Source organism: Rhodococcus huquni (assembly GCF_055231055.1).
On sequence record NZ_JBUYWE010000006.1, the window covers coordinates 15,755 to 41,496 of the forward strand.

A 25,742-nucleotide genomic window follows, 5' to 3' on the forward strand; every position below is an offset into this window, starting at 1 on the left:
CACGTAGGCCGGTCAGACCGGATCGCGGGCGACCGGGCACGACATGCAACGCGGCCCGCCGCGGCCCGACCCCAGTTCGGAGCCCGCGATCCGCAACACCTCGATGCCCGACGCCTCCAGCCGGGCATTGGTTTCCACGTTCCTCTCGTACGCAACGACCACGCCGGGCGCCAATGCCAGCGTGTTGTTGCCGTCATCCCACTGCTCACGCTCGGCAGTCACGTTGTCGAGGCCCGTGTCGATGACCCGGAGCTTTCCGATACCCATCGCGTCGGCTGCGGCCTCGAGAAACGGATCCGCCCCGCTGATGCTCACGCCCGTGTCCTCACGGCGGATCGTGAATGCGGACAGTGTGTCCTGGATCGCCGGATACATCACCACCGCATCGACATCGACCATCGTGCACACGGTGTCCAGGTGCATCGATGCACGCTCTTGCTCGATGGGAACGACGAGCACGGTGTGCGCCAACTCGTCCTCGAACACGCTCCGAGCCAGCGCCTCCGCTCCTGCGGGTGTGGTCCGTTCGCCGACACCGACCGCGACCACACCGGGCGCGAGCAGCACCACATCGCCGCCCTCGACCGGCGCGGTGTGCGATTCGTAGGCACGTCGAACACCGCGAAAGGTGGGGTGATGGGCGTAGATCAGGTCGGTCAGCGACGTCTCGCGAGCGCGTGCGGGCAGCGCCAACGACGTGATCGCCACCCTCGGTCCGATCCAGAACGACGAGTCTCGTGTGAAGAGCAGATTGGGCAGTGGATCGATGACGAAGTCGCCGCCGTGGTGCATGCGCCTGACCAGCGACGAGGAGCTGGCGTCCACGGGCAGTTCGTCGAAAGTCATTCCGGCGGTGAGGATCGTGGACAGCTCTGCGGCGGGGACGGCGCGCAGGTGCGAGGTGAGTTCGTGCGCCAAGGTGTGTCCGAGCTTTCGCGGGTCGACCGCAGCGCCGATCCCCTGCATGCGTGCCGCCCCGCTCGCGGTCAACGCCTCGGTGAGCAGATCGGACAGCAACATCACCTCCACCCCGCGGCCACGTAGGAGATCCGCGAACGCATCGTGTTCCTCCTGCGCGCGATCGACCCACGGAAGCCCGTCGAACAGCAACTGATCGTTGTTGCGTGGAGTGAGTCGCTTGAGCTCGTCCCCCGGCCTGTGCAGCAACACGCCCCGGAGCGTGCCCACCTCGGAATTCGCCCCCATCGCGGCCGATCCCGTTGCGTTCATGTCTCGACGGTAATGCGCGGAGGGCGTTCGGTCACCACGTACGCGGTTCGACACGACAGGACCTCGAGTATGGTTCGGGTATCCGAGTGGGAGGTGCGTACATGGAGATGCCCGAGTGGTCGGCGAAAGAACTCACGCCCGGCCAGTTGTCGGAACGCAGCGGAGTCGCGGTGTCCGCACTGCACTTCTACGAGCGCGAAGGTTTGATCTCGAGCCGACGAACGAGCGGCAATCAGCGCCGATACCGACGGGACACACTGCGACGCGTCGCGTTCGTTCGCATTTCTCAACGGGTCGGGATCCCCCTCGCCGAGATCAGGCACGCATTGTCGACGCTGCCGGAGGGACGCACACCCAACCGGAAGGACTGGGCACGATTGTCCGCCGAGTGGCACTCGGAGCTCGACGACCGGATCGAGCAGTTGGTACGTCTGCGCGACAACCTCACGGGCTGCATCGGTTGCGGATGTCTGTCACTGAGCAGCTGCACGATCGTGAACAGTCACGACAAACTCGGAGCCGCCGGACCGGGCGCCCGCAATCTGGACGTAGAGCTACGGGACGAACCTCACCGAGTGAGGCTGTCACAGGAGCTCACCGAGTGAGGCTGTCACAGGAGCTCACTGAGTGAGCCAGGCGTGAATCTCGCCGCCGTCGCGTTCGACCATCTGCATCACCATCTGTTTCGCCAGTGACTCGATCTGCCCGCCGACGAGGCGGATCTTGACGGTGACGGCCCCCTCGACGTCGATCACCGAGCCGGCATCGGCGCCGCGGAGTACGAACGTTCCCTCGATGGTCAAGGGAAGCGCCGTAGTGCTCCCACCGAAGCGCCCCGCGGCCCGGCCGGCCGCGAGTGGACCCCAGGAATCGTTGCGTTCGATCTTCATCGGACCGCGCACGACGGCCCGCACCACGGCAGGAAACTTCTCGGGGTCCGTCGTTTCGGTCACCGAGACGGACAACGCGCCCGGGCCCGAGGACTCGATCCGAGTCTGCGCGGTCTCGCTCTCACGCAACCGGTACTGCCAGTAGGCCTCGTCCGTGAGTGCCGCGTGCACAGCCTCGACGTCGTGATCCAGTTCGATGGTGGTGGTGAAACGCTTCGGCATACGGCGACGCTACCGGAAGTCGGCCTAGAGGAACTTGCTGAACTGGTCGTTCGCCTTCTGCATGACGAACTCGTACGGTGGCGCGAATTTACGTGCCCACCAGTAACCGAAGCGAATGTCGTTGGACGTGTAGACCATGTAGCGGTTCTTCGAGATTCCGGCGAGAATGCTGTTCGCGACCTTGGTGGGTGACACGGCGCGCTTCTCGAAGCGGTGCACGAACTTGTTCACGCGAGGATCCTCGCGGTCGATGCCCGCGATCTCGACGGTTCCCACCAACGGTGTCTTGACCGCGCCGGGAACGACGAGGCTGACCCCGATCCCGTGCCGCTTCAGGTCGAACCGGAGCACCTCGGAAACGCCGCGCAGGCCGAACTTGCTGGCGCTGTACGCAGCATGCCACGGAAGAGCGAGGATTCCCGCGGCAGAGGACACGTTGACCAGGTGTCCACCGCGGCCGGCACGAACCATCGGCGGGACGAAGTTCTCGATGATGTGAATCGGACCCATGAGATTGACGTCGACCATCGATTTCCAGTGGCGATGCTCGAGGTTCTCCACCGTCCCCCACGCCGAGATGCCTGCGACATTCATCACCACGTCCATGCTGCCGAACTGGCCGTGCACGTCGGTCGCGAACCGAGTGACCTCGTCGAAGTCCGACACATCGAACGCTCGCGAGAAGCTCACCGTCCCGCCGTTCGCACCGACCTCTGCGACCGTCTCCGCGAGCCCGACCTCGTTCACATCCGTAAGGAACAGTTCTGCGCCTGCGGCCGCCGCAGCGAGGGCAGTGGCATGCCCGATTCCGCTGCCGGCGCCAGTGATCAGAGCCTTCTTACCGTCCAACGTCTTGATCGCCATCGTCTCTCCGAACCCCGTCGCCGCAGATCGCCCTTGCGCCCGGCAGTCTACGCACGCTCGGTCGCGACGGGACGGAACAGAGACTTCGTCAGAGCCTCGAGCAGTCGGCCCGATTCACGGTCACAACCGCTGCCCCATCTCCTCCTGATACTTCCGAATCGATTCCTCGATCGTCGTGACGGCCCCTTGGTCGTCGTGCTTCTTCGCATAGTCGGCTCGGTCCCGCAGGGTCCTGATCGCCCTGCGCAACTCGGCGTCACTCATTCTGTGTTCCATATCACAATGATGGCCGAGAGTGACGCATCAAGCCACCCCTTCGGCTCACCCATCGAGACCTCCGTCCCCCACGACAGGAGGCCCGACGCCATACGGAATTCCACAACCTCGCACCGACCGCCGGCCGATCGATACACATCGTCGGAATCGAGCGACCCGTTACCCCTTCATCCTTACCAACGAGTAAGCTGCACAGGACCGAGGGGGCATCGAGCGACGTTTTGTAAGTTGCATTACGCAACGCAACGCGCGGGCCTGATCAGGACAGATGTCCAACTTTTGGTATACGGACTCCAGAGTTGAAGTGACGTAGTTAACTTTTGGCAATCCCGAGTGAGATTGGTCGCACACCCCACTGGAGCGCGACGAATCCCGGCTGTCGGAACATGAAATTCTCGCTCGGTCCACGTGTGCGCCACCGAGTTCAATGGGGAGCAATTGCGCCGAAGTATCAATCGCTGAACAGACCCCGTGCACCACTCGTCGACAACCGGGACGACTGTCGGTTTCAGACATTTCACGAGCTACTGACCGGTTATTTGGATGGTAGGGTTTTCAACACATTCCAGATGCGCCAACGAGAGAGGACCACGGCGGCTCACATGGCTGATTTTGCCGAGCGGTTGAACAAGCTCTTCGACACGGTCCATCCTCCAGGCCGCAAGCCTCACACCAATGCAGAGGTCGCGTCGGCACTAATAGGCGATGGGCACCAGATTTCGAAGCCGTACATATCGCAACTTCGATCCGGTCAACGCACCAACCCCTCCGACGAGACCGTCGCCGCATTTGCGCGCTTCTTCAAGGTCAAGGCGGACTACTTCTTCAACGACATCTACGCGGCCAAGATCGATCACGATCTGGAACTGCTCTCCCAACTCCAGGGGTACGGGCTTCGCAAGCTGTCGAGCCGCGCGTTCGATCTGTCGGAAGAATCCCAGAGCCTTCTGACCACCATGGCCGAGAAGCTGCGGTCGAGCGAGGGACTCCCCGAAGTTCCGCCCGACGCATCGCGCTAGTTCTCCAGCGTCGTTCAGGCCGTCCGGGCCACCGTCTTCCGGCCACCCGTGTTGTACTCGTCCGCGATCTGCAACGCCCAGCGGCGGGGCGAACAACCTTCCGGCGGAGCAATCCATCGAGTGTCGATCACCGCACTACCCTCTGGGTCCCGAACCCATTTCGCCACCACTCGGGCGTGATCGCGTGACGACGTCGGAGGATCCTCGCGAGTCGCGAACAGACCCGCACCGGCCTGCACGTACATGGCGTCCATGACCTGCGCGACAGAATCGGATGCTCGCAGCACCGTCGTTCCGGCGCCACCGACACCGTCGATCACCTCGGGGAACCGCTCGATCAGCGTGTCGTGCATCGGTCGCAGGCGGCGTAGATCCATTCGGGCCCGCACCCACATCTCGGCCAGAACCCAGACGGAACCGATCGAGATCAACAGGGCCGCCCCCGCATACACGGCCGCCGAGTGCAATCGCTGATCGTGATTGCCCGACAGCTCCCCCGCCAGGGCGACCACTACGGAGATCCACAGCAGTGCAGCGCCCCCGACGATGAGTGCGATTCCGCGCCCCAATGGCGCCCAGGCAACATGCATGAGTCCGGTGCCGACGACAGTCGCCAGCGTCACCGTCATGAATACGAACGCCGGTATCACCAGGTCGAGGCACGCAGCGACGCCGACCACGACCGCCGTCCCGTAGGTCAGCAAGGCCATCGGTCGCATCCAGCGCCGAGACACCGACGGCCACACTGCAATTGCTCCCACGGCGCCGCCGGCGGAACAGAAGAGCCACGACAGCAGGGCCACGGTGCGCGGGAGATCGGAACCGGGCGCGATCTCCGCCACGACAGACGACACCTGTGGAATCACCACCGTCGACGCCACTGCTGCGCTCACCACCGACACCACCATCGCGTTGCGCAGTGAAGTGGGGTGGCGCGCGAGCACACGTCCGATGCGTGCGCCGGCGGCGATCCACACCACCAATGCCACAAACCAGGCAATCACCCGATCGCCTCGTCGTATCGGAGAACTGACACCGGTGCGCCTCGTCCCTTCAATGTCGTCAATCGCATCATCATCATCGAAGCAAAAGTCTCGGCTTCCCATTCGGCGATGTCGTCGGGAACCGAATCCTCGGCCTTCCGCAGCGACCGCTGACTCAGCATGTATGCGATCAGGTCGTCGCTCGCCTCCAAGGTTGCTTCCGCTGCTTCTGCACCTTCGTGCCGAAAGACCACGTGGCCCAGTTCGTGGGCAAGTGTTCGGTCGGTGTCGGGCAGGTTGGGCGCCAACACGATGACGTCGCGATCCGGGTAGGCACGCCGCTGGCCACACACGCCCACAGCGAGATCCTCGGAGTACTCGAGCTCGATTGCGCGCTGGCGTTGATGGGCCACGGACTCCACCACGTCGACGAGCGTGACGGCCTCAGCTGCCACGGCAGCGTCGAGGACTGCGTCGACCGCAGCTGCAACGCGTCGATGAGATCTCCTCGATGACACGACTCACGCACCTCCCATCGATGTAGGTGCCAGGAATTCTGCGCGTGCCGCCGCGAGCCTCGCCTGTTGTGCGCGGGCACCACGGAAGCTCGCAGCACCTGCGCCGGCCGCACAGACGAACAACACGCCGACTCCACCGAGTGTGGCAGCAACCGGCAACGGCTCGGTGTGGACCACCGGCATCGCCGCGGGATTGTCCGGCGGACTCGTGGCGGCGGAGGCGCTCTCCGCGGGCGGAGCAGGAGCGGGCGGAGCAGGAGCGGGCGGAGCAGGAGCGGGCGGAGCAGGAGCGGGCGCTGCCGGAGCCGGAGCCGCCGGTGGTGCTGCAGCTACCGGTGGTGGTGCCGAAGGACCCTGCGCTGCAGGACCGCCGGGCGATGCGGGTGCTGCCGGGGCCGGAGCACCCGGAGGAGGCGCGCCGGTTCCACCACCCGGCCCGGCGGGAGGCGGCGGGGGCGCGCCACCGCCACCAGGAGCCGACGGAAGCTCCGCCGGCTCGTCGGAAAAGTCGCTCGGATCCGAATCACTGTCCGCAGGCGGAAGCGGCACTCCCGGAGCGGACGGCTTGTCGTCCGGTTCCGGGATATGCGGGATGTCGGGGGCCTGAGGCGTCGGCTTGTCCGGGGCATCTGGCTTGTCCGGACGATCAGGGCGATCAGGCTTGTCCGGACGATCAGGCTTGTCCGGACGATCAGGCTTGTCGGGCCGATCAGGTTTGTCCGGCCGGTCAGGGCGATCCGGCCGGTCAGGGCGATCCGGCCGGTCAGGGCGATCCGGCCGGTCAGGGCGATCCGGCCGGTCAGGACGATCCGGACGATCAGGCTTGTCGGGCCGATCCGGCCGGTCAGGGCGGTCAGGGCGGTCGGGACGATCAGGACGGTCAGGGCGATCAGGACGGTCAGGGCGATCCGCGGACGGATCGTCGTCCTCTGCGGACGCTCCGGGGGCCGGTGTGGATCCGGACTCGTCCGAAGACTCCTCCCCGTCTTGCGTCGAAGCGCCCGGGCCCGACGTGTCGGAGTCGGACGTCTCCGTCTGTGAAGTCTCCGTCTCGGAAGCATCGGATTCCGACGATTCGTTCGACGTTTCAGACGAGTCCGAGTCGGTCGTGTCGGAACTCTCCGAGTCGGTGCTCGAGTCGGTGCTCGAGTCGGTGCTCGAGTCGGTGCTCGAGTCGGTGCTCGAGTCGGAATCCGAACTGTCCGCAGAATCGGAGTCGCTCGCGGATTCCGAATCCGACGACGTGGACTCCGAGTCGGATGTCGACGAGTCCGAATCGGAGTCGCTCGGTCGAGCGCTGGCAACGGCCGGCTGCATCAACAGAGATGCCGACCCCGTTCCTGCCAGGAAGACCACTGCGAGGCCACCGGCGGCAAGACGACGAGCGCCGTTGCGGTTGCTCATGTCACCCCTTCGCGAATTGTGGTCGGGACATGCAGGCGCAGCAATGATAACGATTCGTTATCAGGGCGGTGCTGGTGGTGCCGGAGTCGGGGGGCCGACACCACCAGCGGGCGCCCGGGTCAGGTGGGACCCGGGCAGTTCTGGGGAGCCACATTTGGGCTTCGTCACGCAGTTCGACGGAGGCCGTCGTCAAGATCGAGCGGCCTTGCGAGTCAGCGCCGAATTACAGCGTATTGACTAGCAACATCGTCGCGGTGATCGTCGCGATCACTGCGGCTGGCGCGATTGCGCCCGATATACGGTCAACTACCTGCATTTTTCCACTCCGCCCGTCGGACCTATCCGGCAACGGTCACTATCTAATACGAAGCAGTTACCGCATAGCAAATCCAATGTTGAACTTTCTTCCCATAGGAGCCCGCTAACCCCTCGTCAGGAGCGTGCGATCCGTACCGCAGTGATGTCTTCCATGTGCTGGGTTCCCCACTCACCGAGCGGTCCGAGTGCATTGTCGAGAGACATTCCGAGTGGCGTGAGGGAGTACTCGACCGACGGCGGTGAGTTCATCGACGGTGGGATGATGGTGCCCGCGACTCTGGTCGGCAGTGAGGCGGCGTACTGCTTCTACAGCGGACCCCGGAGCGCACTCGACCGGCATGTCCACATTCTCGGTCTCCTCGGCCGCCCGGAGTTCGTCGGAGCGCAGGCCGGCGTCGCGACGCTGTGGTACCAGGCACTGCTCGACGTGTTCATGGTCTCCCTCGCGTCCCTGACTCATGCGACTGCACTTGTCGGCACGGGTGGCGTCACAGCGGCCGAATTCCTTCCCCGCGCAACCGAACTCTTGGCAGATCTGCCGTCGTTCCTCGGCAACGACGCAGAACAGATCGATACTCGGACCTACAAGGACGAAGGCGCGAGCCTGGCAATGACGTCAGCCGGGATCGACCACATCACCACGGCGAGCGAGGACGCGGGAATCGACGCCGGGTTGCCCGCGAGCGTCCGCACTCTGTACCGACGGGCAATGGGAATGGGGTACGCAAAGGACAGCTCGACGAGGCGATCGTCGCCTTCGAACTCGACGAAGGTGCAGCATGAGCACTTCCGAAGTTTCCGTACTGGGCCTGGGTTCGATGGGACGAGCCCTCGCTACGCGGCCGCCCGGACTCTTCCGACAGGAGGCGTAGCTGTCCGATCGGACACCTCCATTCGGATCCAGAGAGGGCCCCGCCTGCTGGCGGGGCCCTCTCTGGATCTGAATTTATGTGGAGCTGAGGGGAATCGAACCCCTGACCTCTTCGATGCGAACGAAGCGCGCTACCAACTGCGCCACAGCCCCTGATGCCGCCCCGTAAGGCTGCTCAGCAACTCTAGCAGCCCGCCGGCGCGGCAACGTATGCCGCCCCCGCAACTCACGACCCGCCGAGTACAGGCCGATCGGACCTACGCGCCTGCCGCTCGTCGCATGTCCGACCGCGCGTATACGGTCTCACGCTCGAAGTGGTCGAGGTGGTCGAATCCTGGGTCACCGTCGTCGATCTCGAGCACGACCGATCCCGGTCGACGAAGCCTGGACGGAACCAGGCGAAGCTCCTCGTCGCTGTGCGACTCGACACCGAGCCGCGACCGGCTCAGTCGAGCCGTCCGGCGACGCCGGATCTGCTGCTCGATCTGAACCTGGCGACGAAGGTAGGCGAGGTAACCGACGAGACCGAGCACCGAGGCCGCGAAGACCCACCACAGCATCGGCGTGAGGATCAGAGCAAGCGCACCGGACATGAGCGCCACGAAGACGAGGCCCAGCATCGACCGCTGGCGGAAGGCGTAGCGCGCCTCCCTGGCAAGGGCGTCCGCCTCGGGATCGAACCCACCGCGGCCGCGCCGCTGAGGAACGTATTCGCGAACAGGTCCACGGTCACCTTCGAACCCGTCGTACTCTTCGTCGAAATCCACCTGGTCCTCCGCGGGGTATCCGTCGTGGTCCGGTTCCGGTTGCCAGTTCGGATCACTGCGGTGCCCCGCCGCGGGGCCACGCTGCACGGGACGTTCGTCACCGCGATGCAGCACACGCGTAGCAAGCGCTGCGTCCGTTGTCTGGCGAATCCGGGGGCGGTTGTTGACGAGCATGGGGACCAGAACGAACAGCCACACGACAACAAGGCCGATCCAGAGAAATGAATTCGGCATCCTGCGGCCCTCCTCCCAATCGTCTACCAGCATCTATACCGCCGTTGACCTGTCAAGGCTAACGGTTCCCCTGCGCACATCCTTGCAGACGCGCCGACCCCACCTTACCCAGCTGTCACACGAGTAACTCGAAACAGTGGTGCTTGGCACGGACGATATAGCCGCGGGACGCACATCACTCACATAATGCCGAAAATTGGACGAACGTGCAGTTATCTTTCGGTAGCCGCGATGTAGCTACAGGTCACGCCCACTGTGCCTTGCCGCTGCGGACCAGCCGATCGGTCACGGTTCCGGGCACATCTTCGACGGTCATCCCGACCAATTTGTGGTCCCGCCACTGCCGATCCACGTCCAAGTAGCGTTTGAGCAGCCCTTCCTCACGAAACCCGACGTTGCGAAGAACTGCCTGGCTCGCCTCGTTCTCGGGCCTGACGGTCGCTTCCACTCGGTGCAGGCCGACCGGACCGAACGCATGATCCAATCCCAACGCGAGCGCTGCCGTCGCCACTCCGCGCCCGTTCACGTCCTGTGCAACCCAGTAGCCGATCCACGCGGACCGCAGCGCTCCGCGGACGATGTTCCCGATTGTGATCTGGCCGCAGTACTTGCCGTCCAACTCGATCGCCATCGGCAACATGCGGCCCTTCCGCGCCTCCGCGCGCAAGCTGCCACACACTCCCGGCCAGTTGGTGACGTGATGTCGCGAGTCCCACGGCGACTCCCCAGTCGGTTCCCAGGGCTCGAGGTGTTTGCGATCCCGGATCCGAAGTCGACTCCACGACGACGCATCGCGCAAGCGGATGGGCCGCACCGTGACTACTCCCCCGGACACCGTCAACGGCCCGAGGTGCGCCGGCCAGCCCGGATGCGTGGACACCCGCTACCCGCGCTGGGCGAGGAAGGCGACATCCACTTCGTCGCCGGTACGGATGTCGGTCACCTCGGGGTCGATGATCACGAGACAGTTCGCTTCGGCGAGGGTGGCGAGCAGGTGCGAGGACGCACCGGGGGCCCCGCCGAGCGCCTGCACCAGGTACTCCCCGGTCCCCTCGTCTCTCATGAGCTGTCCACGCAGGAAGCCCTTGCGGTTCTCGATCGAGGTGATGGGTGCGACGGTGCGAGCCTTCACCACTCGCCGCATCGGCTGCCTTCGTCCGAGCGCGATCCTGATGAGCGGCCGGACCATCACTTCGAAGACCACGAGTGCACTGACCGGATTGGACGGCAACAGAAAGGTGGGCACTTCGTCCCGACCGAGTTGACCGAACCCCTGAACGGAGCCGGGGTGCATCGCAACACGACCCACCTCCACGTCACCGAGATCGGCGAGCGCCTCACGTACATCCTCGGAGGCGCCGCCACCGACCGCTCCGGCGATCACGACGATCTCCGAGCGAATGAGCTGCCCCTCCACCACTTCCCGCAACCTGCGCGGCTCCGTGCTGGCAATCCCCACCCTGTTCACGTCGGCTCCGGCGTCGCGGGCGGCCGCAGCAAGGGAATACGAATTCACGTCGTACACCTGACCGGGGCCCGGAGTTCGTTCGATGTCGACGAGTTCCCCGCCCACCGAGATGACGGAGAGCCTTGGTCTCGGGTGCACCAACACCTTGTCCCGCCCGACCGCGGCGAGCAGACCGACCTGCGCGGCCCCGATGATGGTTCCCGCGCGAACGGCCACGTCACCCGGCTGTACGTCGTCTCCGGCGCGGCGGACGTAGTCGCCCGAGCGCACGGGCTTGTAGATCTTCACCCGCACACGGCCTTGGTCGGTGCGGTCGAGTGGCAGGACAGCGTCCGCCAGGGTGGGCAACGGAGCGCCGGTGTCCACTCGCACTGCCTGGCGTGGCTGCAGCCGAATCGGCTGACGCGAACCGGCCGTCACCTCACCGACGACGGGCAGACTCAACTCGACCGAGGCACCGTCGTCGTCCCGAAGATCGGTGCCCGCGCCCTGGATGTCGACGCTCCGCACCGCGTACCCGTCGATGGCCGCCTGATCGAAGCCCGGCAACGGACGTTCGGTGACGACTTCTTCTGCGCACAAAAGGCCCTGGGCTTCGGAGATCGCCACCCGCACCGGTCGCGGGGCCACCGCGGCCGCAGTCACGATGGTCTGTTGCTCCTCGACCGACCGCATGTAGTTCTGTCCTCCCGAAAGTTCTAGGAACCCGCCCGCTTCAGTCGGTCGGTCAACCAGTCGCGCAGCGACGGGCCGTACTCGTCGCTGTTCAACGCAAAGTCAACAGCAGCGCGGAGGTAGCCGCCGGGATTTCCCAGATCGTGTCGTGTCCCGCGGTGAACGACCACGTGCACGGGATGTCCTTCTGCGATCAGCAGGGCGATGGCATCGGTGACCTGAAGCTCACCGCCGGCACCCGGCTCGATACGGCGTAGCGCGTCGAAGATCGCGCGGTCGAGGAGGTAGCGGCCGGCAGCGGCGAACGTGGAAGGTGCGTCCTCGATCGCGGGCTTCTCGACCATGCCCGTGACCTTGAGGACATCGGGATTGACGGCGTCCGGCACGGTCTCGACCTCGAAGACGCCGTACGAGCTGACCTGATCCTTGGGAACGTCGATGGCGCACAGCACCGTGCCACCGCGCTTGGCACGCACGCGCGACATGGTTTCGAGAACGCCGCGAGGCATCACGAGATCGTCAGGGAGAAGGACCGCGATGGCGTCCTCGTCGTCGTCGAGGACGGATTCGGCGCAACCGATGGCGTGACCGAGACCGAGGGGCTCCTCCTGGATGACCGATTCGACGCGCAGCAGCCCCGGAGCCTTACGAACCTTCTCGAGCAGGTGGTACTTGCCGCTGGCCTCGAGCTTGCTCTCGAGAACGAGGTCCTCGACGAAGTGTGCGACGACGCCGTCTTTACCCGGCGAGGTGACGATGACGAGCCGGTTGGCACCGGAGTCCGCGGCCTCACCGGCGACCAGCTCGATACCGGGGGTGTCGACCACCGGGAGCAGCTCTTTGGGCACCGTCTTGGTCGCGGGAAGAAACCGCGTGCCCAATCCCGCTGCCGGCACGATTGCCGTGCGGAAGGCCTTGTCGATGTCCTGAGCGGCTTCTGTCATTCCCACACCATAACTGTGGAAGCTACTGAGGAGTCATTTAGACCTTATGGTTGCCTTTGTGAGCGTCGAGACGAAGAACGAGTGGCGCAAATCGGTGTTGGAAGCACGTCGCGCCGCGACTGCGACAGATCGCGCGACCGAGGATCTGGCGATCGAACACCACGTGCGCACTGCTGTCCGCCCTGGCAGCACGGTGTGCGCGTACGTGCCCACCAGGCTCGAACCCGGATCGGCCACCCTTCTCGAATCGATCCGCGACATCGCCGGCCGAGTCCTGCTTCCGATCACGGGGGAACCAGGACCGCTGCAGTGGGCCGAGTACACGGGGGGCGAGAACCTGATGCCGGCCTCGCACGGCCTGAGCGAGCCTTCCGGGCCGATACTCGGGCCGGGCGAACTGGCCCTCGCCGACACGATCTTCGTGCCTGCCCTCGCCGTGGACCGCCGCGGCGTAAGGCTGGGCCGCGGCGCCGGGTACTACGACCGCACCCTGCACGCCGCCGCACCCGACGCCCGCCTGGTCACCATCGTCCGGGACTCGGAACTGGTCGATCGTCTTCCCGAGGATCCGCACGACATTCGGATGGGTTGGGCAGTGACCCCCACCCTCGGCATGAAACGACTCGAGGAATAGGACAAGCCCGACAGTCGTTGATCCGGATTGGCATCGTTGGCACTGTCAACGGTAGAGTGCCAACACCTGAGGTGTGATTTACACAGTGCGGAGGAACCCCCAGTGCCCACCTATTCGTATGCATGCACGGAATGCGACAACCGTTTCGACATCGTCCAGTCGTTCACCGACGATTCCCTGACGGTGTGCCCAGCATGCTCGGGCAAGCTCCGTAAGCTGTTCAACTCCGTGGGCATCGTGTTCAAGGGCAGCGGCTTCTACCGCACGGACAGCCGCGCCGGATCGAACACGGCGACCGAATCGGCGGCCAAGTCCGAGTCGAGCACCAAGACCGAGTCCTCGAAGTCCGACACCGCAAGCTCCAGCCCCGCGAAGTCCGAGAGCTCGTCGAGCAATTCCAGCTCCAGCTCCAGTACCACCAAGGCCGCAGCAAGCTGATCCCGCGCCGCCTGTCCACAGGCGCCCGCGTCATCCCCAGGGACTCGTTTTCTCGGAAGTAGGGCCTCCGCGCGCCCATAACCTTCCGTCATGTCACCTGCCCTGCCGACCCGTTCGAAAACACTTCGACCGGGCCCACTCGATCGGGTCTCGGAACTCGTACGCTCCGACCGGGTCCGAGCAGTCCACGTTCGACGCATCCTGGCCGCCGCCCTCGCCGTCTCGGCCGTAGTCGTGATGGTGCGCGGTAACCCGAACGACGATCGCGTCGCGGTGGTCGTTGCAGCACACGATCTTCGGCCCGGCGTGGTGCTGACCGCGGCCGACCTGTCGGTTGCCGAGCGGGACGCCGGCTCGGTACCGGACGGCACCCAATCCGGAATCGACCCGGTCGTGGGCCGCACCCTGGCCGGCCCCACCCGCGCGGGTGAACCGCTCACGGACGTACGAATCCTGGGCCCTCGGCTCGCCGATGCCGCCGCCGGAGTGCCCGATGCCCGAATCGTGCCACTCCGCCTCGCCGATCCCGGCGTGGCAGGCCTTCTGCGCGAAGGCGATCGCGTCGACGTCCTGACAGTGTCACCGGACAACACGGGGACTGCAGCAATCCTCGCGAGCGGGGCCGTCGTGGTACTGGTCACACAACCAGAAAACGACCGTAACCAGCGTGAACGCGTGGTTATGCTGGCACTACCCCGCGACGATGCGACCCGAATCGCTGCTGCATCACTCACGGATGCAATCACAGTTACACTCCAGTGATCGTTCATCGTGTCGCAACGTGTTCTAGGCTTTCCCTGCCAGTGAGCGCTGAATGACAGCAAGCCGACCATCTGAGGAGAAACAGACATGCTCAAGGGATTCAAGGATTTCCTGCTCCGTGGAAACGTCCTCGACCTAGCCGTTGCCGTTGTCGTCGGCGCTGCGTTCACCGCAATCGTCACGGCGTTCACCACCTACGTGATCAACCCGCTCATCGCCGTACTCGGCGGCGGCGGCGACATCGGACTCGGTGTGCAGCTGGGCGACGCCGGAAACGAGGAGACCTTCCTCAACCTGGGTGCGGTGATCACCGCCGTCATCAACTTCGTCATCATCGCGGCGGTCGTCTACTTCGTCCTCATCCTGCCCGCGAACGCCGCCAAGAAGCGTTTCGCCACCGAGCCCGAGGACAAGGAAGCCAGCGAGACCGACCTGCTGATCCAGATCCGCGACATCCTCGAGACCTCCGCCGGCCGCACCGACGGTGGAGCGCACTCCAAGCCCACCCTCGAGTAACGCAATACTTTAATAGTTCGGGCCCGCACAGTGTCACTGTGCGGGCCCGAACTATTGGTACGTGAGCTGTCAGCCGAGGCTGAAGGGCTGTCCCCACAGGGTGACGTTGCCGTCGACCGAGTCGGTCGAAACGTTCACCTTCACGTAGGAGCGAGCCTGGGCGTAGCCGGCGCAACCGGACACGGCGAAGGTCTCGTCCGAGTACGTGAACCCGCCGCTGTTGCCCTTGAACGAGAAGGATGACTTGTGGGCCTCTTCGTCGTAATCGTCCTCGTACTCGATGTCGAGGATCGAAACAGCCTTGGCCTCACCGGGTCCGATGGTCACGCCACCGGTTGCTTCGCCCGTCGGCTCGGCAACGATAGTAGTCGCGCCCTCGTCATCGGTCGACGTATTGAAGTTCGATCCACCCTCGGTTCCCGCGTCGCCACCGAAGTTGAACTGGCACGCCACGATGTACCCGGCATCGATCGAACCACCCTTGGCCGACCCACCATCGATCTTCACATCGATGCTGCCCGACGCCCACACATTGCGATGCAACGGAGTCGAACCCATCGACGGATTGATGTTCGCCGAGTTACCCGTCTGCTTCACCGTCACCACAGTGCCGTCGAGCAGAGTCTGAGTCACCTCGCCGTCCTTGAGCGGAACGAACGTATCCGCATTGGCCGCACCAGCAGAAAAGAAGCCGATCGCGATCGTCGAAGCAGCCACCACACCGGCAGCCTTGGCGCCGTAGCGCACAGTCTTGCTGTTCATGAATTCCCTTTCGAGGGTCCAGCACCACACGAGCATGCTCGCGCAGCATCAGGATGAAAGATGTTGCTACGTAGCAGTGCTCAGCCGATGGTGAAGGGCTGACCGTAGAGAGTCGTCTTCACGTAGTGATTGCCCGGAATCACGACGACGGTGTACGCACGCGCCTGCGCGTAACCACCGCAACCCTGCACCTGCAGCTCGGCGTCCTTGTACTGGATCGCGGAGACGCCTTCCTTCAGATCCGACTTCGACTTGATCTTCGCGAACTTCACCTCACCCGGAGCAACCGGAAGACTCAATGCACCCGACAGATCCACACCCTTCGAAGAGAGCGCACCGGACAGGCCACCCTCGAGACCGGTGATATCGACCTGGCAACCCACGATGTACCCCGTGGTGATCTGCGCACCCTCCTCGGGAACCTCGCCCTTCAGATCGGCGAACACGTCGCCCGACACCCACGCCACACGACCGGCACCGTTCGCAGCCAACGACTGAGAAACGTTGGCACTCTCTGCATTACGAGCAATCTTCACCGACAACTCGCCAGCGTTGGTCACCTTCTCGCCGCCCGGCAACGGAATGAAAGTGTCTGCATTCGCAGTACCGGTGGAAATCAAACCAAGCGTGACAGCTGCAGCGGCACCAAGGCCGGCAATGCGGGCTCCACGGCGCAGGCCGGACTTACGGTTCTCGCTCATTCATACCCCTAAACAGGCGCTCCCCTTCCGGCCTTCGGAAGGGAACGTTTACCTCATGCTTGGGATAAGTTAGCGGAACCTTGGCTCAAATGTGACACCTACGTTCCGCGGTTTCGGGTACAAGAGTCGAACATTTCCGGACAGCCATATGTGCGTGTGCGCATACAGCGAGGCTGGGAGTCCGCGGACCTGGTCCACCGCTCCCAGCCTCGTGTTACAGCCGTATGTGATTCAGTTGTGTGATTTTAGTCTCAACCAGATCAGCCGAGGCTGAAGGGCTGTCCCCACAGGGTGGTGGTGCCGTCGACCGAGTCGGTCGAGACGTCGACCTTCACGTAGGAGCGAGCCTGGGCGTAGCCGGCGCAACCGGACACGGCGAAGGTCTCGTCCGAGTAGGTGAAGCCGCCGCTGTTGCCCTTGAACTTGAACTTGCTGACGTGCTCTTCTTCGTCGTAGTCGTCTTCCTGCTCGATGTCGAGGATCGAAACAGCCTTGGCCTCACCGGGTCCGATGGTCACGCCACCGGTTGCTTCACCTGAAGGATCAGCAGCGAGGTTTCCGCTGTCATCGGGAGCGAAGTTGGCGCCGCCTTCGGTTCCTGCCTCGCCACCGAAGTTGAACTGGCACGCCACGATGTAACCGGCATCGATCGAACCACCCTTGGCCGACCCACCATCGATCTTCACATCGATGCTGCCCGACGCCCACACATTGCGATGCAACGGAGTCGAACCCATCGACGGATTGATGTTCGCCGAGTTACCCGTCTGCTTCACCGTCACCACAGTGCCGTCGAGCAGAGTCTGAGTCACCTCGCCGTCCTTGAGCGGAACGAACGTATCCGCATTGGCCGCACCGGCAGAGAAGAAGCCGATCGCGATCGTCGAAGCAGCCACCACACCGGCAGCCTTGGCGCCGTAGCGCACAGTCTTGCTGTTCATGTTTTCCCTCCAGGGAAGAAGTCGCTTACGCGAAGAGTCTGAAAAGTAGTGCTACGCAGCTACACTCAGCCGATGGTGAACGGCTGGCCGTAAAGGGTGCTCTTCACGTAGTGATTGCCCGGAACCTCGACGACGGTGTACGCACGCGCCTGGGCGTACCCGCCGCAACCCTGAACCTGCAGCTCGGCATCCTTGTACTGGATCGCGGAGACGCCTTCCTTCAGGTCTTCCTTCGACTTGATCTTCGCGAACTTCACCTCACCGGGAGCGACCGGAAGACTCAGCGACCCCGACATATCCAAACCGCTCGACGAAAGCCCGCCGGACAGGCCACCCTCGAGTCCGGTGATATCGACCTGGCAACCCACGATGTAACCCGTGGTGATCTTCGCGCCCTCCTCGGGAACCTTGCCCTTCAGATCGGCGAACACATCGCCCGACACCCATGCCACACGACCCGCACCGTTCGCAGCCAACGACTGAGAAACGTTGGCGCTCTCCGCGTTACGAGCAATCTTCACCGACAACTCACCAGCGTTGGTCACCTTCTCGCCGCCCGGCAACGGAATGAAAGTGTCTGCATTCGCAGTACCGGTGGACATCAAACCAAGCGTGACAGCTGCAGCGGCACCAAGGCCGGCAATGCGGGCTCCACGGCGCAGGCCGGACTTACGGTTCTCGCTCATTCATACCCCTCGTCAGGATTCTTGCTGGGACCCAGCCTCGGCGGTCGAGACTGAGAAGTGGTCCGATTCGAACCCAGCGCAGTATTCACATGTGCTGTGTCCGTGGAGTTAACTCGAGATGTTCACGAATCGACCATTTCGCCCAGCATGAGAGCTCCGTTCGAACTGCGCGAGCGTGTCTGTTTCGTGCAACTCCAGTACCGACTCGCGGAGGACAGTAGCGTCAATTCACGCAGAACGGCAATTATTCGGACCAAATCGCAGAAGTGATGTAGACCACACTTGATCCAGTGTTCAACCAGTGGTCAGAATTTACACATCACACACCGACCGTAACCCGCCTGAACTGCGTGTTAATGCATTATTCATATATTGTTCGGTATATGAATACCTGAAATCACCCTGATCTTTGAATCGGGAAGCATCGCCATTCACCCCACAAATCAGGGAAATAGAAGATGCCCGAATCGGGTGATTGATTCTGTTTACCTGATATTTACAGGGCGGCGAAACACCCCTGGAAACAGAAGTGGAGCCGGACCCTTTCTGGGTCCGGCTCCACTCTGTGTTGCACTCGTCGCCACGACGTCTAGCCGTGGTGGGGAGGCACCTGACTGCGCAGCCATTCGTCCGACCCACCAGCACTGTTGCCGGAGGTGTCGGGTGTCCGCTCGTCCGCCGTGGTCTCGGGGAGAACATCACCGAAGATCCGGGCAAGCTTCGCTTTGTCCACCGGCGTACCGGAGGTGCCCACAGATTTGCCCGCGTGCACGTCCTTCGTCGGACCCTCGGATGTCGAGATGACTCAGTCCTCCAGCCCGGACAGATCGGAGATGACGTGACTGGCCAACAGCGTCAGCGTCGCCATGCCGTCGCGCACCGCAGCGCGCGACGAGGCGAGGTTGACGACCAAGGTGCTGCCCGAGACACCGGCGAGTCCGCGAGACAGGCCGGCGTCGAGCGAGCCCGCCGCGAGTCCGGAAGTTCGCAAAGCCTCGGAGATTCCGGGGATCTCACGGTCGAGAACCTCCGCGGTGACATCGGGGGTGACGTCGCGAGGCGACACCCCGGTTCCGCCGACCGAGATCACCAGATCGACGCCGCCGATGACTGCGGTGTTGAGCGCGTTGCGGATCTCCACCTCGTCCGCAGCGACCGCAACGGTGGCGTCGACGATGAAGCCTGCTTCGTTCAGCAGCTCCGTCACCAGCGGTCCGATCGAGTTCTTTCCGTCTCCGTGAGCGGTTCGGTCATCGACGATGACCACCAGTGCGCGACCAGCCAACGAGGCTTCGATATCCATGCTGTCTACCGTAGTAGCCAGGTTCGGCAGTGACGCGACGTCCCCGACAATTCCCGTGATCATCATCGGCCTCCCTGCGTCTCGGCGGTGCCGAGCGTGACATCGACGGACTTCTCGGACTTACCGCCACCGTCCGTGTACGTGATCGACACCTTGTCCCCGGGGGCATGCGAGCGGATGGCCGCGATGAGCGCGTCGCCACTGTTGATCGACCGGTCGTCGACCTTGGTGATCACCGCCCCCTTCGGGATGCCGGCACCTGCGGCCGGACCGCCCTGAGTGACATCGACGACCGACGCACCGTTCGCGTCGTCCCTCGACGGAACCTGAATGCCGATGATCGCTTGGGTCGCCTTGCCGGTCTCGATCAGCTCCTGAGAAATCCTGCGGGCCTGATCGACGGGGATGGCGAAACCGAGGCCGATGGAACCGCTCTGTTCGCCGGTGCTGGCGCCGCCCATGCTGGCGATCGCGGTGTTGATGCCGATCAGCTTTCCGTTCATGTCGACCAATGCACCGCCGGAGTTACCCGGGTTGATCGCCGCATCGGTCTGGAGCGCGTCGATGACGGTGTTCTGGTTACCCGATTCACCGCTGGTCGAGACGGGGCGGTCGAGTGCAGAAACGATGCCCTCCGTCACCGTGCCGGCGAGCCCGAGCGGGGATCCGATGGCCACGACCTGCTGCCCCACCTGCACGTCCGCGGACGTCCCGAGTTCGATGGGAGTGAGGCCGGTCTTGTCGACCTTGATCACGGCGAGGTCCGACACCGGATCGGCGCCGATCAGTTTGGCGCTCGATACGGAACCGTCCGAGAACGCCACCTTCAGGTCCCCGCCCTGCGCCGCGGCACCCGCGACGTGGTTGTTTGTGAGGATGAGGCCGTCGGACGACAGGATCACACCGGACCCCTCGCCGCCCTGGCCACGTGCGCTTTCGATCTCGATCTGCACAACGCTGGGCACGACCTTCGCGGCCACCGACTGCACCGACCCGGCCGGGGCGTTCGCTGCCGGGTTCGCCGGGCTGACCGGCGCGTCGAGAGAGTTGGTGACGTTGCCGCCCGAGCCGGTGCCGTTACCTCCGGCGGACCATGCGCCGACGGCGCCACCGACACCACCGCTGACGAGGGCCAGTGCGACCGCGCCGGCCACGATCGCGCCGCGACCGGAACGCTTACGTGAATTCTCGGGTGCAGGGCCCAGGTGCCCGTGACCGTCCGGACCTGCGCTCGGCTGACCCAACTGTCCAGGCTGAGGGGGCTGTCCGGGCTGGGGGGGCTGTCCGGGCTGATGAGGAAGGGTGCCACCAGGATGTCCCGGCTGCGGCGGAACGTGGGAGTACGCGTTCTGGGGCGCGGTGTAGGCGTTGCCCGGGTACCCCTGCTGCTGTCCGAACTGCTGCGTGCCGTACTGCTGGCTGCCGAACTGCTGTGTGGGGAACTGCTGCGTCTCAGGCGCCCGGTTCGGGTCCGGCGCAGCATTCTGTGAAGTCGGATTCTGACCGGCCGGATTGTGTCCGGTCGGATCGTGGGGCGAGTTCTCGCCAATACGCTCGTCGGTCATCGCATCACTTTCGTCTCCGGCCACCGCCCTTTCGAGAGGTGGCTCTCTCTAGGTACGAGACTGCCGTGTCGAACTGAGAGAGCCCTGAGACCGGGCTGTCAGTTTACCCACGTATTCGGCCCACTCACCGAGACAGACTGCGCACTTTTCGTCTATTCGGGCTGCCCGGGCAGAACGATCCTGAGCATGGCGCCGCCACGCTCGGAAACGTCGACGGCGATCGTCCCGCCGTGTTTGACGACCACCTGGCGCACGATCGCCAGTCCAAGCCCGGAACCGGGCATCGACCGCGAGGCGGTCGAGCGGTAGAAGCGCTCGAACACCAGCTGCCGATCCTCCTCCGGTATCCCTGGCCCCGCGTCGTCGACCGTCAGCTCGACGAGGCCCACCCCTGCGGGCCGCATCTGCACTCGCACCAGTTCGCCGGTCGGGCTCCATTTGGCCGCATTGTCGAGGACGTTGAGTACAGCCCTCGCCAAGCCGGCCTGGTCGCCGTAGACGAACCACGGCACGGTGTCCGCGGCGAACTCGATCTCGTTGCGGCGCCGACGTACTCGTTCGAGGCAGCGGTCGACCACATCACGCAGGTCCACGCGTTCGAACACCGTCTCCGGTGCATCCTCACGAGCCAGATCCACGAGATCGCCGACCAACGTGGACAATTCCTCGATCTGCGCGATCACGTCGGCCCGCAGTTCCGCCATGTCCTCGTCCGGGATGTGCGGCGCGCCCGGCCGACCGGACGCGATGAGCAGCTCCATGTTGGTACGCAACGAGGTGAGTGGCGTGCGCAGTTCGTGGCCGGCGTCGGCGACGAGCCGGCCCTGCCGCTCACGAGATTCACCGAGTGCCCTCAGCATTGTGTTGAAGCTCTCGGTGAGGCGCGCCAGTTCGTCGCGACCCGCCACGGGAATCGGGCGAAGGTCGTCTGTTCTGGCGACGCGTTCCGCGGCCGCGGTGAGTCGGGCGACCGGACGTAAGCCGGTGCGGCCCACCGTGGTGCCCGCGGCGGCGGCAAGGATCACACCACATCCCCCGACCACGAAGAGCACCCACGCGAGACGATCCAACACCGCCCCCGTCGGCGCCAGCCGCTGCGCGATGACGAGAGTGCTGCCGTCCTGGGTTCGTTGCGCGAGCACTCGTTGGTTGTCGACGGTGCGCAACGACACGTTGCTCTCACCCCGCGCGACGGACAGCTCCGACTCCCCTACCGGAACGGTCGATCCCGGTGGGGTGTACGAGTCCAGGTTCGGGAAGATCAGAGCCACACTGATGTCGGTCGCATACGACGTGGCTCCCGCGATGTAGCGGGGATCGAACGTGACCAGACGGCTGTCCACGAGGGCCGAGGCACGGGTGCGCAGTTGGTTGTCCACGTCCGCGTACAGCGCACGGGCAACCACCGCATACGCCGCGATGGCCATGACGGCCACCGCGATCGCGACGACGGAGGCAGCGAGCAGTGTCACGCGCCAGCGCAGCGACACGGACCGGGTGAGCGGCATCGGCGGTCGCATCTGCGACGGCACCGGCGGGGCCGTCGGCAACGGACCCGTGTTGGGCTGTTTGCGCGAGTTGTCCTTGGTTCCGAACGGGACGGCCATCACGGAGGCGTCTCCCGAAGCACGTAGCCGACTCCTCGGACGGTGTGGATCAACCTCGGTTCGCCGTCTGCTTCCGTCTTTCTGCGCAGATAGCCGACGTACACCTCGAGGGCGTTGCCGGACGTGGGGAAGTCGTATCCCCACACCTCTTCGAGGATGCGGCCACGAGTGAGCACGCGCCGCGGGTTGGCCATCAGCATTTCCATCAGCGAGAACTCGGTTCTGGTCAGGCTGATCGACCGACCCGACCGCACCACCTCACGGGTGACCGGATCCAGGGTCAGGTCGCCGAACTCCATGGTCTCCGAGTCCTCCCCCGGGTCGGGGGCCGTCCGCCGCAGTAACGCACGCAGACGGGCGAGAAGTTCTTCGAGAGCGAAGGGTTTGGGGAGGTAGTCGTCCGCACCGGCATCGAGGCCGGACACCCGCTCCGACACCGAATCGCGGGCGGTGAGGACGAGAATGGGCAGATCGTCACCGGTGCTGCGCAGCCGGCGACACACTTCGAGGCCGTCGAGCCGAGGCATCATGACGTCGAGAACCAGGGCGTCGGGACGTGACTGAGCTACCTGCCCGAGTGCGTCGAGCCCGTCCACTGCCAAGTCGACCGTGTAACCGTTGAAGCTGAGCGAACGCCGCAGGGACTCCCGCACGGCACGATCGTCGTCGACCACCAAGATGCGCATACCAGACAGTTTGGCCCGAGCAACTGAGATATGTCTGAGAAGAGCGATTCAATCGAGGTAGCGTGGCGCCGGCAGGCTCCACTTTCGCCACAGCGACACGAGCCGCAATCCCGCGGCGAACGCCGTTCCGATCACCAGCGCGAGGTTGTTCGCGGCGCCGAGTTCCAGGACCGTGACGGTCAGGGCCGCACCGAGCAGTGCGGGAACCGCATACAGGTCCCGTTGCAGCAACAACGGCATCTCGTTGACCAGCACGTCGCGCATCACGCCGCCACCGATGGCGGCCGTTGCGCCGATCAGACACGCGGCCAGGGCGCCGGAATCGTGTTCGAGCGCGACGACGGCGCCGGTGGTCGCGAAGACCCCCATTCCCAACGCGTCGAGGCTCAGAATCGCCCGCCGCAGTCGATCGAGCACGGAGTGCAGATAGAACACCGCAAGCGACGTCACCGCCGCGGTCCCGAAGTTGGGCCAACTCGCCAGTGACGTCGGCGGATGGATACCCAGCAACACGTCTCGCACGATGCCGCCACCGATACCGGTGAACACCCCGACCATGAAGACACCGAACAGGTCGAGCCGCTTCGCGACGCCGACCAGAGCACCCGACGCCGCGAAAGCGGCGATACCTACCCATTCGAAGATGTGGAGCAGCACCGGATCAGACTGACACAGTGGTAGTTCGTCAGGTGCGATCCAGGTCCACAAAGCCGAGTCGGACCGCCTTCACGAGCCGACGCGGGACGCGGTGCGTCGCGCCGTCCACCGTGACGTCCACGAGATCGGGCGCCTGGGCCTTCCACTGCGACCGGCGACTCCGTGTGTTTGACCGCGACATCTTTCTCTTCGGAACGGCCATCGCTATTCTCCTTTCGCTCGGCGCTTGCCGTACCGGCGCTCGAACTTCTCCACGCGGCCCGCCGTGTCCATCACGCGCTGTGCGCCGGTCCAGAACGGGTGCGATTCGTTGGACACGTCCACGACCATGAGGGGGTAGACGTTCCCGTCCTCCCATTCGACGGTGCGGTCGCTCGTGAGGGTGGACCGGGTGAGGAAACTGTTGCCGGTGGCGGCATCCTTGAACACCACCGGGTGATAGTCGGGATGAATGCCCTGCTTCATTGCTGTCCTTCTCTCTTGTCGTATTCCGCGTAGGGAGATTCGGTGATCTCGCACGGGTCTTCGTGGAACTGTCCGAACGGGTCGTTCCAGGTGGTCCACGCGGATTCGTCGGCAAGTTCGTCGTCGGAGACGAGTGCCCACTGGAGGGTGCGGTCGATCTCGGTCGGATCGGCCGAGTGCACGAGCACGACGATCGACGAATGCCGGTCTCCGAACCGCTCGTCCCATCGCAGTGCCGCCATCGCGCGGCGCGCCGTGGGCACCCGGTCCTGTTCGGCGGGGGTCATGGCCGCAAGCCACCGGTCCGCGCTGGCCACCCGCAGGCCGCCGCCCGCCGACTCGAGCCACAGCGCCTCGTCCGGTTGGGTCGCCACCCACACCCGTCCGCGTGCGGAGACGACGCCCTCGAGGAGCACGTCGATCGCCTCGTGAAGCCGTTCGGGGTGAAACGGCCGCTGAGCCTCGAACTCGACCAACATCACGCCACAGTCGTTTCCGAGCGGTGGCTGCCCTCTCAGCAGGGGTGAGTGCGCATCCGAGACGGCCCCGCGTCGGGCGTCCGCCGGAATCTGCAGCAAGAGGTTGTCGATGTCCGTTCCCGTGCCCCACGCGATCGGCGCCGACGGGGCCAGACGGGTGAGAACGGCGTGCAACTTCGCCTGCTGCCAGCCGTCACCGGCGTTACCCGAGACCACCAGCGCATCCGCGTGATCGACCTGCCCGACAGCGATCTGCGCGACGGTGCGGTCGTCGCCGAGGTCCTCGTCTCCTGTCGCCTCGTCGAGCCAGGTCGATGCGTCCACGCAGGTGACGACTGCTTCGACCCGCACGTCTCGGGACGCCGGGCCGTCGGTCCGTCCGACCAGGCCGGCGACCACCACATGTTCGATCGCCCAGCACAGCGCCTCTGGCTCGAGCTGGCGGTCGAGGTGCAACACGATGCGTTGTACGGACGAGCGCGAGTGCAACGTGCGCAGGAGCGGCAGCAGGTCCTCGCGCAGCGTGCAGGAAATGCAGCCGTGGGCGAGTTCGAGGATGCCCATCCGTTCGTATGGCTGCCCGTCCTCCCAGGTGGTGACGGTGCGCCGCACGACACCCTCTTGCACCAGATCGAGATCGTGGTGAACCACGACGGTGCCGGGACCGAGTAGCGAACGGGCGGTGGCATCGGTGGGTCCGTTCCAGCCGGCGACCAGGATCAGCGGCGTCCGGCCGTCGAGTATCTCACTCACGAGCACCCTTTCGATAACGATTGTCATTACGTGTCGAGAACGGTACATTGAACTTCTGCCGTTGTCGAAAATGATTATCACCCCCATATGTGGCGGGTCGGAAA

At 64.5% G+C, this 25,742-nt stretch carries 31 protein-coding genes, 1 tRNA gene and 1 pseudogene; 7 read left to right on the forward strand and 26 right to left on the reverse strand.

What is annotated here, in order from left to right:
* Positions 1–12: 12 nt before the first annotated feature.
* Positions 13–1,230 carry an arginine deiminase gene (gene arcA / locus ACZI8R_RS12710; RefSeq protein ID WP_463379991.1) on the reverse strand — a complete coding sequence of 406 codons (1,218 nt, stop codon included), beginning with the start codon at positions 1,228–1,230 and terminating at the stop codon, positions 13–15.
* Between the two features lie 101 nt (positions 1,231–1,331).
* Between arcA and soxR the strand changes: the two genes are divergently transcribed.
* A complete protein-coding gene (soxR, locus tag ACZI8R_RS12715; RefSeq protein ID WP_463379992.1) occupies positions 1,332–1,835 on the forward strand; it encodes a redox-sensitive transcriptional activator SoxR in 504 nt (167 codons plus the stop codon).
* Positions 1,836–1,850: 15 nt separating this feature from the next.
* Here soxR and ACZI8R_RS12720 read toward each other — a convergent pair whose 3' ends face one another.
* The 3 genes from ACZI8R_RS12720 to ACZI8R_RS12730 form a co-directional block, all read right to left on the reverse strand.
* On the reverse strand, positions 1,851–2,342 hold the full coding sequence (locus ACZI8R_RS12720) for a DUF2505 domain-containing protein (RefSeq protein WP_463379993.1): 492 nt from the start codon (positions 2,340–2,342) through the stop codon (positions 1,851–1,853).
* 24 nt (positions 2,343–2,366) lie between these two features.
* Positions 2,367–3,206, reverse strand: coding sequence for an SDR family oxidoreductase (locus tag ACZI8R_RS12725; RefSeq protein ID WP_463379994.1), 840 nt, complete (start codon positions 3,204–3,206; stop codon positions 2,367–2,369).
* 120 nt (positions 3,207–3,326) lie between these two features.
* The gene (locus ACZI8R_RS12730; RefSeq protein ID WP_463379995.1) at positions 3,327–3,470 is read right to left on the reverse strand and encodes a hypothetical protein; all 144 of its coding nucleotides are present in this window, start codon (positions 3,468–3,470) and stop codon (positions 3,327–3,329) included.
* 614 nt (positions 3,471–4,084) lie between these two features.
* On the opposite strand from ACZI8R_RS12730, the gene ACZI8R_RS12735 reads away from it, so the two are divergent.
* The gene (locus ACZI8R_RS12735; protein ID WP_463379996.1) at positions 4,085–4,501 is read left to right on the forward strand and encodes a helix-turn-helix domain-containing protein; all 417 of its coding nucleotides are present in this window, start codon (positions 4,085–4,087) and stop codon (positions 4,499–4,501) included.
* 14 nt (positions 4,502–4,515) lie between these two features.
* Here ACZI8R_RS12735 and ACZI8R_RS12740 read toward each other — a convergent pair whose 3' ends face one another.
* From ACZI8R_RS12740 to ACZI8R_RS12755, 4 genes are all read right to left on the reverse strand, one after another.
* Complete coding sequence (locus ACZI8R_RS12740) at positions 4,516–5,505, reverse strand: hypothetical protein (RefSeq protein ID WP_463379997.1); 990 nt, start codon at positions 5,503–5,505, stop codon at positions 4,516–4,518.
* Positions 5,502–6,002 (reverse strand): ImmA/IrrE family metallo-endopeptidase, encoded by a 501-nt coding sequence (locus ACZI8R_RS12745; RefSeq protein WP_463379998.1) that lies wholly within the window; start codon positions 6,000–6,002, stop codon positions 5,502–5,504. Before ACZI8R_RS12745 ends, ACZI8R_RS12740 begins: the two co-directional genes overlap by 4 nt.
* A gap of 3 nt (positions 6,003–6,005) precedes the next feature.
* On the reverse strand, positions 6,006–7,406 hold the full coding sequence (locus ACZI8R_RS12750; protein WP_463379999.1) for a hypothetical protein: 1,401 nt from the start codon (positions 7,404–7,406) through the stop codon (positions 6,006–6,008).
* A 432-nt stretch (positions 7,407–7,838) separates the two neighbouring features.
* Positions 7,839–7,973 carry a winged helix-turn-helix transcriptional regulator gene (locus ACZI8R_RS12755; protein WP_463380000.1) on the reverse strand — a complete coding sequence of 45 codons (135 nt, stop codon included), beginning with the start codon at positions 7,971–7,973 and terminating at the stop codon, positions 7,839–7,841.
* A gap of 13 nt (positions 7,974–7,986) precedes the next feature.
* On the opposite strand from ACZI8R_RS12755, the pseudogene ACZI8R_RS12760 reads away from it, so the two are divergent.
* Positions 7,987–8,457, forward strand: a pseudogene (locus tag ACZI8R_RS12760) (imine reductase family protein); the annotation flags it as partial.
* A gap of 218 nt (positions 8,458–8,675) precedes the next feature.
* On the opposite strand, the gene ACZI8R_RS12765 reads toward ACZI8R_RS12760, so the two are convergent.
* From ACZI8R_RS12765 to ACZI8R_RS12785, 5 genes are all read right to left on the reverse strand, one after another.
* Positions 8,676–8,748: transfer RNA gene (locus ACZI8R_RS12765), tRNA-Ala, on the reverse strand.
* Between the two features lie 104 nt (positions 8,749–8,852).
* Positions 8,853–9,596, reverse strand: coding sequence for a divisome protein SepX/GlpR (gene sepX / locus ACZI8R_RS12770; protein WP_463380001.1), 744 nt, complete (start codon positions 9,594–9,596; stop codon positions 8,853–8,855).
* A gap of 244 nt (positions 9,597–9,840) precedes the next feature.
* The gene (locus tag ACZI8R_RS12775) at positions 9,841–10,476 is read right to left on the reverse strand and encodes a GNAT family N-acetyltransferase (RefSeq protein ID WP_463380002.1); all 636 of its coding nucleotides are present in this window, start codon (positions 10,474–10,476) and stop codon (positions 9,841–9,843) included.
* A 3-nt stretch (positions 10,477–10,479) separates the two neighbouring features.
* Positions 10,480–11,739: a molybdotransferase-like divisome protein Glp gene (glp, locus tag ACZI8R_RS12780; RefSeq protein WP_463380003.1), complete on the reverse strand. Its 1,260-nt coding sequence runs from the start codon at positions 11,737–11,739 to the stop codon at positions 10,480–10,482.
* 23 nt (positions 11,740–11,762) lie between these two features.
* Positions 11,763–12,683, reverse strand: coding sequence for a UTP--glucose-1-phosphate uridylyltransferase (locus ACZI8R_RS12785; protein ID WP_463380004.1), 921 nt, complete (start codon positions 12,681–12,683; stop codon positions 11,763–11,765).
* Positions 12,684–12,741: 58 nt separating this feature from the next.
* Between ACZI8R_RS12785 and ACZI8R_RS12790 the strand changes: the two genes are divergently transcribed.
* From ACZI8R_RS12790 to mscL, 4 genes are all read left to right on the forward strand, one after another.
* A complete protein-coding gene (locus ACZI8R_RS12790; protein ID WP_463380005.1) occupies positions 12,742–13,317 on the forward strand; it encodes a 5-formyltetrahydrofolate cyclo-ligase in 576 nt (191 codons plus the stop codon).
* A gap of 102 nt (positions 13,318–13,419) precedes the next feature.
* On the forward strand, positions 13,420–13,755 hold the full coding sequence (locus ACZI8R_RS12795) for an FmdB family zinc ribbon protein (RefSeq protein WP_463380006.1): 336 nt from the start codon (positions 13,420–13,422) through the stop codon (positions 13,753–13,755).
* Positions 13,756–13,845: 90 nt separating this feature from the next.
* Entirely contained in the window at positions 13,846–14,517 is a 672-nt protein-coding gene (locus tag ACZI8R_RS12800) for an RcpC/CpaB family pilus assembly protein (RefSeq protein ID WP_463380007.1), read from the forward strand.
* Between the two features lie 87 nt (positions 14,518–14,604).
* Positions 14,605–15,033, forward strand: coding sequence for a large-conductance mechanosensitive channel protein MscL (mscL, locus tag ACZI8R_RS12805; RefSeq protein ID WP_463380008.1), 429 nt, complete (start codon positions 14,605–14,607; stop codon positions 15,031–15,033).
* Between the two features lie 69 nt (positions 15,034–15,102).
* Here mscL and ACZI8R_RS12810 read toward each other — a convergent pair whose 3' ends face one another.
* From ACZI8R_RS12810 to mrf, 13 genes are all read right to left on the reverse strand, one after another.
* The gene (locus tag ACZI8R_RS12810; protein WP_463380009.1) at positions 15,103–15,795 is read right to left on the reverse strand and encodes an MspA family porin; all 693 of its coding nucleotides are present in this window, start codon (positions 15,793–15,795) and stop codon (positions 15,103–15,105) included.
* An 80-nt stretch (positions 15,796–15,875) separates the two neighbouring features.
* Complete coding sequence (locus tag ACZI8R_RS12815; protein ID WP_463380010.1) at positions 15,876–16,496, reverse strand: MspA family porin; 621 nt, start codon at positions 16,494–16,496, stop codon at positions 15,876–15,878.
* A gap of 260 nt (positions 16,497–16,756) precedes the next feature.
* Positions 16,757–17,437: an MspA family porin gene (locus tag ACZI8R_RS12820; RefSeq protein WP_463380011.1), complete on the reverse strand. Its 681-nt coding sequence runs from the start codon at positions 17,435–17,437 to the stop codon at positions 16,757–16,759.
* A 65-nt stretch (positions 17,438–17,502) separates the two neighbouring features.
* A complete protein-coding gene (locus ACZI8R_RS12825; RefSeq protein WP_463380012.1) occupies positions 17,503–18,123 on the reverse strand; it encodes an MspA family porin in 621 nt (206 codons plus the stop codon).
* Positions 18,124–18,712: 589 nt separating this feature from the next.
* Positions 18,713–18,895 (reverse strand): hypothetical protein, encoded by a 183-nt coding sequence (locus tag ACZI8R_RS12830; RefSeq protein WP_463380013.1) that lies wholly within the window; start codon positions 18,893–18,895, stop codon positions 18,713–18,715.
* A 33-nt stretch (positions 18,896–18,928) separates the two neighbouring features.
* Positions 18,929–19,489, reverse strand: a complete 561-nt coding sequence (locus tag ACZI8R_RS12835; protein ID WP_463380228.1) for a MogA/MoaB family molybdenum cofactor biosynthesis protein — start codon at positions 19,487–19,489, stop codon at positions 18,929–18,931.
* Positions 19,489–20,991 carry a S1C family serine protease gene (locus tag ACZI8R_RS12840; RefSeq protein WP_463380014.1) on the reverse strand — a complete coding sequence of 501 codons (1,503 nt, stop codon included), beginning with the start codon at positions 20,989–20,991 and terminating at the stop codon, positions 19,489–19,491. The genes ACZI8R_RS12835 and ACZI8R_RS12840 overlap by 1 nt, the downstream gene beginning before the upstream one ends.
* 152 nt (positions 20,992–21,143) lie before the next feature.
* On the reverse strand, positions 21,144–22,598 hold the full coding sequence (locus ACZI8R_RS12845) for an ATP-binding protein (RefSeq protein WP_463380015.1): 1,455 nt from the start codon (positions 22,596–22,598) through the stop codon (positions 21,144–21,146).
* Positions 22,598–23,284: a response regulator transcription factor gene (locus ACZI8R_RS12850; protein ID WP_463380016.1), complete on the reverse strand. Its 687-nt coding sequence runs from the start codon at positions 23,282–23,284 to the stop codon at positions 22,598–22,600. The genes ACZI8R_RS12845 and ACZI8R_RS12850 overlap by 1 nt, the downstream gene beginning before the upstream one ends.
* 48 nt (positions 23,285–23,332) lie before the next feature.
* Positions 23,333–23,941: a trimeric intracellular cation channel family protein gene (locus ACZI8R_RS12855; protein WP_463380017.1), complete on the reverse strand. Its 609-nt coding sequence runs from the start codon at positions 23,939–23,941 to the stop codon at positions 23,333–23,335.
* Positions 23,942–23,969: 28 nt separating this feature from the next.
* Positions 23,970–24,143 (reverse strand): 50S ribosomal protein L32, encoded by a 174-nt coding sequence (gene rpmF / locus ACZI8R_RS12860; RefSeq protein ID WP_463380018.1) that lies wholly within the window; start codon positions 24,141–24,143, stop codon positions 23,970–23,972.
* 2 nt (positions 24,144–24,145) lie between these two features.
* On the reverse strand, positions 24,146–24,406 hold the full coding sequence (locus ACZI8R_RS12865) for a type B 50S ribosomal protein L31 (protein ID WP_463380019.1): 261 nt from the start codon (positions 24,404–24,406) through the stop codon (positions 24,146–24,148).
* On the reverse strand, positions 24,403–25,665 hold the full coding sequence (gene mrf, locus ACZI8R_RS12870) for a ribosome hibernation factor-recruiting GTPase MRF (protein WP_463380020.1): 1,263 nt from the start codon (positions 25,663–25,665) through the stop codon (positions 24,403–24,405). Before mrf ends, ACZI8R_RS12865 begins: the two co-directional genes overlap by 4 nt.
* Positions 25,666–25,742 lie beyond the last annotated feature (77 nt).

Coding starts and splice junctions, on each gene's coding strand:
- soxR (WP_463379992.1), top strand. CDS start 1,332: ATGGAGATGCCCGAGTGGTCGGCGAAAGAACTCACGCCCGGCCAGTTG.
- mscL (WP_463380008.1), top strand. CDS start 14,605: ATGCTCAAGGGATTCAAGGATTTCCTGCTCCGTGGAAACGTCCTCGAC.
- ACZI8R_RS12815 (WP_463380010.1), bottom strand. CDS start 16,496: ATGAGCGAGAACCGTAAGTCCGGCCTGCGCCGTGGAGCCCGCATTGCC.
- ACZI8R_RS12755 (WP_463380000.1), bottom strand. CDS start 7,973: ATGAACTCACCGCCGTCGGTCGAGTACTCCCTCACGCCACTCGGAATG.
- ACZI8R_RS12735 (WP_463379996.1), top strand. CDS start 4,085: ATGGCTGATTTTGCCGAGCGGTTGAACAAGCTCTTCGACACGGTCCAT.
- ACZI8R_RS12750 (WP_463379999.1), bottom strand. CDS start 7,406: ATGAGCAACCGCAACGGCGCTCGTCGTCTTGCCGCCGGTGGCCTCGCA.
- ACZI8R_RS12725 (WP_463379994.1), bottom strand. CDS start 3,206: ATGGCGATCAAGACGTTGGACGGTAAGAAGGCTCTGATCACTGGCGCC.
- ACZI8R_RS12820 (WP_463380011.1), bottom strand. CDS start 17,437: ATGAACAGCAAGACTGTGCGCTACGGCGCCAAGGCTGCCGGTGTGGTG.
- rpmF (WP_463380018.1), bottom strand. CDS start 24,143: ATGGCCGTTCCGAAGAGAAAGATGTCGCGGTCAAACACACGGAGTCGC.
- ACZI8R_RS12800 (WP_463380007.1), top strand. CDS start 13,846: ATGTCACCTGCCCTGCCGACCCGTTCGAAAACACTTCGACCGGGCCCA.
- ACZI8R_RS12810 (WP_463380009.1), bottom strand. CDS start 15,795: ATGAACAGCAAGACTGTGCGCTACGGCGCCAAGGCTGCCGGTGTGGTG.
- ACZI8R_RS12845 (WP_463380015.1), bottom strand. CDS start 22,598: ATGGCCGTCCCGTTCGGAACCAAGGACAACTCGCGCAAACAGCCCAAC.
- ACZI8R_RS12850 (WP_463380016.1), bottom strand. CDS start 23,284: ATGCGCATCTTGGTGGTCGACGACGATCGTGCCGTGCGGGAGTCCCTG.
- ACZI8R_RS12865 (WP_463380019.1), bottom strand. CDS start 24,406: ATGAAGCAGGGCATTCATCCCGACTATCACCCGGTGGTGTTCAAGGAT.
- sepX (WP_463380001.1), bottom strand. CDS start 9,596: ATGCCGAATTCATTTCTCTGGATCGGCCTTGTTGTCGTGTGGCTGTTC.
- ACZI8R_RS12730 (WP_463379995.1), bottom strand. CDS start 3,470: ATGAGTGACGCCGAGTTGCGCAGGGCGATCAGGACCCTGCGGGACCGA.
- arcA (WP_463379991.1), bottom strand. CDS start 1,230: ATGAACGCAACGGGATCGGCCGCGATGGGGGCGAATTCCGAGGTGGGC.
- glp (WP_463380003.1), bottom strand. CDS start 11,739: ATGCGGTCGGTCGAGGAGCAACAGACCATCGTGACTGCGGCCGCGGTG.
- ACZI8R_RS12825 (WP_463380012.1), bottom strand. CDS start 18,123: ATGAGCGAGAACCGTAAGTCCGGCCTGCGCCGTGGAGCCCGCATTGCC.
- ACZI8R_RS12720 (WP_463379993.1), bottom strand. CDS start 2,342: ATGCCGAAGCGTTTCACCACCACCATCGAACTGGATCACGACGTCGAG.
- ACZI8R_RS12840 (WP_463380014.1), bottom strand. CDS start 20,991: ATGACCGACGAGCGTATTGGCGAGAACTCGCCCCACGATCCGACCGGA.
- ACZI8R_RS12835 (WP_463380228.1), bottom strand. CDS start 19,489: ATGATCACGGGAATTGTCGGGGACGTCGCGTCACTGCCGAACCTGGCT.
- ACZI8R_RS12785 (WP_463380004.1), bottom strand. CDS start 12,683: ATGACAGAAGCCGCTCAGGACATCGACAAGGCCTTCCGCACGGCAATC.
- mrf (WP_463380020.1), bottom strand. CDS start 25,665: ATGACAATCGTTATCGAAAGGGTGCTCGTGAGTGAGATACTCGACGGC.